A 270-nucleotide genomic window follows, 5' to 3' on the forward strand; every position below is an offset into this window, starting at 1 on the left:
ACCCGCACTCAACTGACTAGTAATAGATTCAGAAGTATTACCACCAGCAGTAGAACTGGTAATTACACCACCCGAACTATTGAGTAATTGAACATCCGCATCGGCACTCAAGCCTGTTAAACTCAAACTAAAGTTACTTTGTGTTCCCACATTGAAACTATAGTAATCGTTAGTATCAGCACTTCCTACCCAGTCACTAAAACTTTGAGTTGCTGTTAATGCACCAACAGCACGGGCTGTAGCTAGGGTATTTCCCGCATTATCAACAGG

Annotated in this window: 1 protein-coding gene; it reads right to left on the reverse strand. The window is 42.2% G+C overall.

Annotation, left to right across the window (positions count from 1 at the left end; genetic code table 11):
- The coding region (locus ACIR310F_RS21195) for a PPC domain-containing protein (RefSeq protein ID WP_196803145.1) at positions 1–270 on the reverse strand (270 nt) is incomplete at both ends.

The organism is Dolichospermum circinale AWQC310F (assembly GCF_000426925.1).
GTDB classification, from domain to species: Bacteria; Cyanobacteriota; Cyanobacteriia; order Cyanobacteriales; family Nostocaceae; genus Dolichospermum; species Dolichospermum circinale.